Origin of the sequence: uncultured Caulobacter sp. (assembly GCF_937900395.1) — a bacterium.
Lineage (GTDB): Bacteria > Pseudomonadota > Alphaproteobacteria > Caulobacterales > Caulobacteraceae > Caulobacter.
This window is the reverse complement of sequence record NZ_CALCDX010000143.1, coordinates 22,243-30,945: the sequence shown is the minus strand read 5'-3', so window position 1 is coordinate 30,945 and position 8,703 is coordinate 22,243. Positions and strand designations below refer to the sequence as shown.

General features: G+C 67.3%; 6 protein-coding genes and 1 pseudogene. 2 read left to right on the top strand and 5 right to left on the bottom strand.

The window, feature by feature from the left end; genetic code table 11:
• Nucleotides 1–688: 688 nt before the first annotated feature.
• Nucleotides 689–1,129 (bottom strand): annotated as a pseudogene (locus tag Q0379_RS11675) (MerR family DNA-binding transcriptional regulator); the annotation flags it as partial.
• Between the two features lie 197 nt (nt 1,130–1,326).
• Here Q0379_RS11675 and Q0379_RS11670 point away from each other — a divergent pair.
• Complete coding sequence (locus Q0379_RS11670; protein WP_299008660.1) at nt 1,327–1,965, top strand: helix-turn-helix transcriptional regulator; 639 nt, start codon at nt 1,327–1,329, stop codon at nt 1,963–1,965.
• 18 nt (nt 1,966–1,983) lie between these two features.
• Here the strand turns inward: Q0379_RS11670 and Q0379_RS11665 are convergent, their stop codons facing one another.
• The 3 genes from Q0379_RS11665 to pgm form a co-directional block, all read right to left on the bottom strand.
• Nucleotides 1,984–2,193 (bottom strand): hypothetical protein, encoded by a 210-nt coding sequence (locus Q0379_RS11665; protein WP_299008657.1) that lies wholly within the window; start codon nt 2,191–2,193, stop codon nt 1,984–1,986.
• 139 nt (nt 2,194–2,332) lie between these two features.
• Nucleotides 2,333–3,991 carry a lysine--tRNA ligase gene (locus Q0379_RS11660; protein ID WP_299008654.1) on the bottom strand — a complete coding sequence of 553 codons (1,659 nt, stop codon included), beginning with the start codon at nt 3,989–3,991 and terminating at the stop codon, nt 2,333–2,335.
• A gap of 33 nt (nt 3,992–4,024) precedes the next feature.
• A complete protein-coding gene (gene pgm, locus Q0379_RS11655; protein WP_299008652.1) occupies nt 4,025–5,665 on the bottom strand; it encodes a phosphoglucomutase (alpha-D-glucose-1,6-bisphosphate-dependent) in 1,641 nt (546 codons plus the stop codon).
• Nucleotides 5,666–6,569: 904 nt separating this feature from the next.
• Here pgm and Q0379_RS11650 point away from each other — a divergent pair.
• On the top strand, nt 6,570–8,189 hold the full coding sequence (locus Q0379_RS11650; RefSeq protein WP_299008650.1) for a long-chain fatty acid--CoA ligase: 1,620 nt from the start codon (nt 6,570–6,572) through the stop codon (nt 8,187–8,189).
• Here the strand turns inward: Q0379_RS11650 and Q0379_RS11645 are convergent.
• The gene (locus tag Q0379_RS11645) at nt 8,186–8,662 is read right to left on the bottom strand and encodes a GNAT family N-acetyltransferase (protein WP_299008648.1); all 477 of its coding nucleotides are present in this window, start codon (nt 8,660–8,662) and stop codon (nt 8,186–8,188) included. The two genes, Q0379_RS11650 and Q0379_RS11645, sit on opposite strands and share 4 nt — an antisense overlap.
• Nucleotides 8,663–8,703: the final 41 nt, after the last annotated feature.

Sequence of the window (8,703 nt, the reverse complement as noted above, 5' to 3'; positions counted from 1 at the left end):
TCACGACGCCCTGTTCGTCGTGTCGCCCAGCCGCCATCACATCCGAGGCACCGATAACCTTGAGGTTCATCCGCTGCGCACGCTTCAAGAACGTCTGCGCAACCGATACACCATCGTCGCGCTCGGCTGCGCTACTGCAGTTATGAAGAATAATGCGACGCTCGCCGTGCTCGTCGTCTGTCATGAACTCGTCGCTCACTACCCTTGAAAGGTTTATTTGATCGATATGGACGTCAACGCTCTTCGGGAGCTTCACGCCGCGATCGGTATTCTCGGAAAGCAAATAGAAAATATCGACGCCGTCGCTAAACTCGGTCGCTCCGGGTAGTCCATGCGCGGCAATTACAATTGAAGTCGCCTTAATGCCATGTTTCTTTAGTAGCAATAGGCGGCGATAAAAATCACTTGGCTGGGACACTTCAAATAACAGCGTCTGCGCATCTTCGCGTGAGTACATACGCCCCACATCACCCATGGCATTGTTATGGTCGGAATAGGCGGTCGAAAAGACCACCGTCACACCGTTTTCCTGCATCTTTTCACGCAGTTCAATCGAACGGTCATCACTACCAATCAAGGCTTTCATATTATCAATCGTCGTCTCGTCGTAGCGGTCAATGTTCACCACCCCAAACTCTTCAGACAATATATTCATTAGTTCTGGCGTAGCCTTGCGCGTCAACCTCTTCGCGCGCAGCACCTGCTCGTAGTCGGCCGCGCGGGGCAGCAGGTCGGGGCGGATCTCGGCGAGGCGGCGCTCGAGGCGGTCGCAGGCCTCGCGCAGCTCGACCAGAGCGTTGTCGATGTCGTCGCGCTGTTGCTCCAGGGCCGTGGCGCGTTCGCGGAACTTCTTCAGCGAGCGGGCCATCTGGGCCGCGCCCTGGTCGTTCTCGTCATAGAGGTCCAGCAGCTCGCGGATTTCCGACAGCGACAGGCCCACGCGCTTGCCGCGCAGGATCAGCTGCAGGCGGACGCGGTCCTTGTGCGAGTAGACGCGGTTCAGCCCTTCGCGCGCGGGGCTCAGCAGGCCCTTGTCCTCGTAGAAGCGCAGGGCGCGCGGCGTGGCTTTGAATTCGTTGCAGAGCTGGCGGATCGTGAATGTCCGCTCGGGGCGACGCAGGTCGGCCATGGTTTAAACCTCCCAATCAAGAGGGCCTGGCTACTGCGGCCGGGCCGCTTAGTTATCGACGATCACCCTAAACCCGATCCCGGGCGAGCGTCAACGCTTACGTAAACGTCAATCTTTGCTGTCGCCATAGGTTTACTTTCCTAGGCTTGGCGGCGTATTTTCGGCTCGAAGGCCGCGACCGCTCAAGGAGACGCCCGATGGCGACCCTCTCTCACGGCGAAATCTGGCGGGCCATCGACGCGCTGGCCGAGCGCTTCGACATGACGCCGTCGGCCATGGCCCGGATGGCGGGCTTGGACCCCACCAGTTTCAACCGTTCGAAGCGCGGCTCGACGCAGGCCGACAGCCGCCCGCGCTGGCCGTCGACCGAGAGCCTGGCCAAGCTGCTGGAAGCGACCGGGGTGAACTTCTCCGAGTTCGCGGCCTTGACCGAACAGTCCGGAGGGGCGAGCGCTAGGCGGGGGGCGCCGCTGATCGGCATGGCCCAGGCCGGGCAGGAGGGCTTCTTCGACGCGGCGGGCATGCCGATGGGCGCGGGCTGGGACGAGGCGCCGGCGCCGGATTTTGGCGAGGGCCTGTTCGCCCTGGAAGTGTCGGGGGACGCTCTGGCGCCGGTCTATCGCGACGGCGACCGCCTCCTGGTCTCGCCCACGGTCGAGCCGCGCAAGGGCGACCGCGTGGTGGCGCGGACCCATGCGGGCGAGGTTCTGGTGCGAGAGCTGGGCCGGGTCACGGCCAGGACGATCGAGCTCTTGGCGCTCGGGCGCGAGGGCGATCGCCTGCTGTCGCGGGACGAGGTCGCCTGGATCGCGCGGATCGTCTGGGCCAGCCAGTAGCCGGCCCTGGATCGAACCTTACGTGCGCGGGCAGTCGCCGTGGGTGTCGAGCAGCCAGGCGATCAGCGGGCCGGCGGCCGGATCGGCGCACGACACGTCGACGCGATACGATTGCCAGGTGTCGTTGTGCGCGGCCTCGACGCGGGCGTCGGGGAACTGCTGGACGATGCCGCCGAGCAGAGAATCGAACTTCTGTCGATCGGTGGGGCGGAGGGTGAACGAAGCCATTGGTCTGACCTTGAAGACTGTCCTGGTCCGGAAGATCGGACCTTAGACTCACAAAAGTGGTCAGACCCTTAATACCGAATTCAGTCTTCGTTCATCTGCCCGGCAAGGTGTCGCTGCGCGTTTCAGCCGCACCTACACTTCAGCCCAGCTTCTCCTCGATCAGCGCCACCGTGCGGTCGATCCCGAAGATGGCCGCGAACGAGCCGAAGCGCGGGCCTTGGCTCTGGCCCAGCAGCACCTCGTAGAGGGCCTGGAACCAGGCGCGCAGCGGGTCGAAGCCGTGGGTCTTGCCCACCTCGAACACCTCGTTCTGGATCAGCTCGGCGTCCTGCGTCCCGGCCGGCATGGCCTTCAGCTTGGCCAGCAGGTCCAGCATGGCGGCGCGTTCCTGGTCGCTGGGGGCGCGGAACACCTTCGAGGGCTTCACGAAGTCCTCGTAGTAGTTGATCGCGTAGCCGGCCAGGCGGTCCAGCAGCGGCTGGCTTTCCGGCGTCGCGCCCGGGATGTAGCGCGACAGGAAGCCCCAGAGGATCTCCTTGGTCGAGGCGTCGGCGGCCGAGACCAGGTTCAGCATCAGGCTGAACGACACCGGCGAGCCGTGTTGCGGCGGACGGCCCGTGTGGATGTGCCAGACGGGGTTGTCGAGCTGCTTGGCCGGCTCCTGGCGCGGATAGGCGTCCAGCTGCTGCAGGTACTCGTCCGTCGCCTTGGGGATGACGTCGAAATAGAGCTTCTTGGCCGACTTGGGGCTCTGGAACATGTAGTACGACAGGCTCTCGGGCGCGCCGTACCGCAGCCAGTCCTCCATGGAGAGGCCGTTGCCCTTAGACTTGGAGATCTTCTGGTTGTTCTCGTCGAGGAAGAGCTCGTAGTTGAAGCCTTCCGGCGGCGTGCCGCCCAGGGCCTTGCAGATCGCGCCCGAGGCCTTGACCGAGTCGATCAGGTCCTTGCCCGACATCTCGTAGTCGACGCCCAGCGCCGTCCAGCGCATGGCCCAGTCGGGCTTCCACTGCATCTTCACGTGGCCGCCGGTGACCGGAACCTCGACATTGCGGCCGTCCTCGTCCTGGAAGACGATCGTGCCCTTCTCGACGTTGCGCTCCAGCGTCGGGACCTGCAGCACCCGGCCGGTGGTCGGGCTGATGGGGAGGAACGGCGAATAGGTCGCGCGGCGCTCCTCGCCCAGGGTCGGCAGCATGACCTTCTGGATCGCGTCGAAGCGCTCCAGGGCGGTCAGCAGGGTCGCGTCGAACATGCCGCCCTTGTAGCAGGCGGTCGAGCTGACGAACTCGTACTCGAAGCCGAAGCTGTCCAGGAACGCGCGCAGGCGGGCGTTGTTGTGGGCGCCGAAGCTGTCGTGGGTGCCGAAGGGGTCGCGGACGACGGTGAGCGGCTTGCCCAGGTCCTCGATCAGCGGCTGCTTGTTCTCGATGTTCTCGGGAACCTTGCGCAGGCCGTCCATGTCGTCGCTGAAGGCGATCAGCCGCGTCGGGATGGCCTCGTCGGTCAGGGCGCGGAAGGCGCTGCGCACCATCGTGGTGCGCGCGACCTCGCCGAACGTGCCCAGGTGCGGCAGGCCCGACGGGCCATAGCCGGTCTCGAAGATCACGGCTTTCGCCAGGGCCGGATAAGCTTTCACCGCCTCATCCGTCTTGCCAGCGTCGATCAGGGCCTTGGCGGCGTCCTGGTCGGCGCGGTCGGGGAGGCGCACGCGCAGGACGCGGGCGATCGTGGCGCGCGCCTGCTCGAAGGGCCAGGAGCGGGCGTCACGGGCGAGGGGGGAGAGGCCTTCAAACATGGCGCGGCGTATAAACCGTGCGAAGGCGGACGGCTACCCCGCCAGCGCCCCCGCCACCACCTCGCGCGCTTCGGCCTGGACCTGCTTCAGGTGGTCCGGACCCAGGAACGACTCCGCATAGACCTTGTAGACGTCCTCGGTGCCCGAGGGGCGCGCCGCGAACCAGGCGTTCTGCGTGCAGACCTTCAGGCCGCCGATCGCCTCGCCGTTGCCGGGGGCGGCGGTCAGGATGTCGGTGATCGCCTCGCCGGCCAGGGTCTTGGCCGAGACGTCGCTGGGGCTGAGCTTGGCAAGGCGCGCCTTCTCTTCCCGGCTGGCCGGGGCGTCGACGCGGGCATAGGCCGGCGCGCCGTACTTTTCGGTCAGGCCGGCGTAGAGCTGGCTGGCGCTTTGGCCGGTCACCGCCTGGATCTCGGCGGCGAGCAAAGCCAGCTGGATGCCGTCCTTGTCGGTGGTCCACACCCCGCCGTCGTGGCGCAGGAAGGCCGCGCCGGCCGACTCCTCGCCGCCGAAGCCGACCGAGCCGTCCAGCAAGCCCGGAACGAAATACTTGAAGCCGACTGGCACCTCCAGCAGGCGGCGGCCCAGGCCCGCCACCACGCGGTCGATCATCGAGGACGAGACGAGGGTCTTGCCGACCGCCGTGTCCGCGCCCCAGCCGGGACGGTGGCTGAACAGGTACGAGATCGCCGCGGCCAGGTAGTGGTTGGGGTTCATCAGCCCGCCGTCGGGCGTGACGATGCCGTGGCGGTCGGCGTCGGCGTCGTTGCCGGTCGCCACGTCATAGGCCGCGCCGCCCTTCATGATCCCGATCAGATTGGCCATGGCGCTGGAGGACGAGCAGTCCATCCGGATCTTGCCGTCGGTGTCGAGCGGCATGAAGGCCCAGCGCGGGTCGACGGCGTCGTTGACCACGGTCAGGTCCAGCCTGTGCCGCTCGGCGATCGCGCCCCAATAGGCGACCGCCGCGCCGCCCAGCGGATCGGCGCCGATCCGCACCTTGGCCGCGCGGATGGCGGCGATGTCGATCACCGCCGGCAGGTCGTCGACATAGCGGCCGAGGAAATCGTAGTCGCCAACGGCCTTGCGGGCGGTCTCGAACGGGACCCGCTTAACGCCCGTCAGGCCCTGGGCCAGCAGTTCGTTGGCGCGGGCGGCGATGGCCGAGGTGGCGTCCGAGCCGGCCGGACCGCCGGAAGGCGGGTTGTACTTGATGCCGCCATCGCGCGGCGGATTGTGCGAGGGCGTCAGCAGCAGCCCATCGGCCTGGGCGCCGCCTTGGCGGTTATGGGTCAGGATGGCGTGCGACACGGCCGGCGTCGGGGTGAAGCCGTCGCGGGAGTCGACCAGGGTCTCGACGCCGTTGCCCGCCAGGACTTCCAGCACAGAGCGCCAGGCGGGCTCGGACAGGCCGTGGGTGTCGCGGCCGACGAACAGCGGGCCGGTCACGCCCTGGGCGGCGCGGTATTCGACGATCGCCTGGGTGACGGCCAGGATGTGGGCTTCGTTGAAGGCGCCGTCCAGGCTGGAGCCCCGGTGTCCCGAGGTGCCGAACACGACCTTCTGGGCGGGATTGGAGACGTCCGGCTGGATCTCATAATAGGCGCTGATCAGAGCGCCGAGATCGACAAGATCTTCGGGAAGAGCGCGAAGGCCGGCGCGGTCGTGCATCAAGTCACCTGGTAGAGTTTGGATGTATCGATAAGCATGAAGTCCTAAAGGGCGCGGGAGACAATTTCACGAACTATCTGGTGGGTTTGCAGTTCTCACGGGCAGGTTGACCACCACCGTAGGCCCCCACCTGACCACGCTCCGCGTGGTCGTCCGCCCCCGGAGGGGGGCAGAAGGGAACGCGGGCCTTCTTCCCCCTCCGGGGGAGGAGCGCCCCCGGGTAGCGCGCGCGCGCCCGAGGGCAGGCTCCAGCGCGGAGGGGGCAAGTACGAGCGTTCGCGGCGCTCTATGATCCGCGTATCCGGAATCGAAGTGAGCGATTTCAACGACTTCTCACTTTTACATGTCGCTCTGTGATCCGCGTTGAATCCCCCGCCATACTCTTCCTCACCCGATGGCGCGGAAGGGACGTCCGGCCGGCGATCGTGACGGCTGTCGGGGGTGGTCGAGCGGGAAGCGCTCGCCGGTCTTCCCAAGCTTGGGGAAGGCGTCTTCGCGGCGGATCCAGCGGCAGGCTCCCTGAAACATCGGGACGAAGCCCTGGCGGTGAAGACTTCGGCGACGCGGCAGGCCTGGGCTGAAATCGCCCGGGCGTTCCGGGGCCGGGGTCGTCGCCCCGGCCCGCCCGTCGGGGGCCTAGCGGCGAGAGCGGGTTAAAACCCCGCGCCTCGCGGGCTCACCGGATAACGACTGCGCGGAGCGTCTGGCTTCGTCGAAACGGTACTCACTATCCAAACCTCCGGACGGATGTCCGGGCGCTCCGCTTCCCCTTTCAGCACCTTCAGCGAGCGATCGCGTGAAGATGATCCGTCATGGTCGCATCATCCGGATGGAGCGGAAAAACGCCTTCACGAGAAGGGCGACAACGCCCTAACCTGGGTCCAACGATAAGACCGGGGAGGAGCCGATGATCCCAGGGCTCATGCAGAGCGCGCCGCTGATGATCAGCGGCATCCTGACCTACGCCGCCCAGGCGCATGGCGCGCGGGAGGTCGTCTCGCGGCTGATCGACGAGCCTCTCTGGCGCTACGACTACGCGGGCCTGGCCCGGCGCGCAGCCCAGGCCGCCCACGCCCTGCATCGCCTCGGCGTCGCGCCTGGCGACAGAGTCACGTCCCTGGCCTGGAACACCCATCGGCACCTCGAGCTGTTCTACGCCGTTCCCGGCGTCGCGGCGGTGCTGCACACGGCCAATCCACGCCTGTCCGACGAGCAGATCGCCTACACGATCGATCACGCCGGCAGCCGGGTCCTGTTCTTCGAGCGCAACTTCCTGCCGCTGGTCGAGCGCATCGCGCCGCGCCTGGCGTCGGTGACCACATTCGTCATGCTGTCGGACGAGGCGCGGACCGAACCGGGCGCGGTCGGCGCGATCTCCTACGAAGCGCTGATCGCCGGCGAGTCCGAGACGATCGACTGGCCGTCCTTCGACGAGAACGCCGGCGCGTTCCTCTGCTATACCTCCGGCACGACCGGAGACCCGAAGGGCGTGCTCTACTCGCACCGCGCCGTGGTGCTGCACGCCATGGCCGGCGGCCTGAATAGCGCGTTCGGCTTCACGGCCTTCGACGTCGCCATGCCGTGCTCCAGCCTCTACCACGCCACGGCCTGGGGCGTGCCGTTCAGCGCTCCCATCTGCGGCGCCAAGCTGGTGCTGCCGGCCGACCGCATGGACGGCGCCTCGCTGCACGAACTGATCGAGAGCGAGGGCGTCACCTTCACCGGCGGCGTGCCGACCATCTGGACCATGTACCTGGACTGGCTGGAGAAGAACCACGCCGCTCCCGCTACGCTCCAGCGGGTGGTGATCGGCGGCAGCGCCGTGCCGCGCGCCATGGCCGAGACCTTCAAGCGCCGCTACGGCGTCCAGGTGCTGCAGATCTGGGGGATGACCGAAACCTGCCCGATCGGCGTCGTCGCCACCCCGACGCCCGCCCTGGCCGCGCTCGGTGAAGAGGCCATGGACGAGGCCATCTGGACGCGCCAGGGGCGGCTGCAGTTCGGCATCGAACTGAAGGTCGAGGCCGAGGACGGCTCGGCCGCGCCCTGGGACGGCCAGACCTCCGGCGCCTTGAAGGTGCGCGGGCCTTGGGTGGTCAAGCGCTACTTCCGCAAGGACCACGACGCCACGGACGACGCCGGCTGGTTCGACACCGGCGACATCGCCACGCTCGACGCCAACGGTTTCATGCGCATCACCGACCGCCAGAAGGACGTGATCAAGTCCGGCGGCGAGTGGATCAGCTCGATCGACCTGGAGAACGTCGCGGTCGGTTGCCCGGGCGTGAAGATCGCCGCCGTGGTTGGGGTGCCGCATCCGAAGTGGGAGGAGCGCCCCTTGCTGGTCATCGAACCGCATGAGGGCGCGGCCGTCACCAAGGCCGCCGTGCTGGCCTTTCTGGCGCCGAGGATCGTCAAGTGGTGGACGCCCGACGACGTGGTCTTCGCGCCCGTGCCACTGACCGCGACGGGCAAGATCGACAAGAAGGTCCTGCGCGAGGCCTGGCGGGGGCACCTGGGCGGCTAGAGCTTGAGCCGCCAGCTCTCCGACACCAGCCCCTCGCCGAAGCCGTCATAGGGCCAGCTGTCCTCCAGCACGAAGCCGAAGCGGGCATAGTGACGGCGGGCCGGCAGCAGGTTGCTCTGGGTCCAGAGGATAACCTCGGCGTAGCCCGCCTCGCGCGCGAAGGCCAGGCAGGCCGAGATCAGGGCCTCGCCCACGCCCAGCCCGCGCGCCGAGGGCTCGACCAGCAGCAGGCGCAGCCGGGCGACCGTCTCGGTCTCCCTGACCAGCATGATCGAGCCAACCTTGCGGCTCTCATGTTCGGCGATCCAGCAGGCCTCTCGAGCGGGGTCGAAGGTCTTGACGTAGTCGGCGATCACCCCGGCCACGACGCCCTCGAAGCGATGGTCCCAGCCCTGTTCGGCGGCGTACAGCTCGCCGTGCCGCTGGACGATCCAGCCCAGGTCTCCGGGCGCGGGCGGGCGCAGCGCGATCATGTTTCTAGCGGCGCCCTCGGCCTGACCGGATCGCGCGTCAT

Excerpts from the sequence above, each read along its gene's own strand:
- Q0379_RS11665 (WP_299008657.1), bottom strand. The coding sequence starts at position 2,193 with ATGGCTTCGTTCACCCTCCGCCCCACCGATCGACAGAAGTTCGATTCT.
- Q0379_RS11650 (WP_299008650.1), top strand. The coding sequence starts at position 6,570 with ATGATCCCAGGGCTCATGCAGAGCGCGCCGCTGATGATCAGCGGCATC.
- Q0379_RS11645 (WP_299008648.1), bottom strand. The coding sequence starts at position 8,662 with ATGATCGCGCTGCGCCCGCCCGCGCCCGGAGACCTGGGCTGGATCGTC.
- Q0379_RS11660 (WP_299008654.1), bottom strand. The coding sequence starts at position 3,991 with ATGTTTGAAGGCCTCTCCCCCCTCGCCCGTGACGCCCGCTCCTGGCCC.
- Q0379_RS11670 (WP_299008660.1), top strand. The coding sequence starts at position 1,327 with ATGGCGACCCTCTCTCACGGCGAAATCTGGCGGGCCATCGACGCGCTG.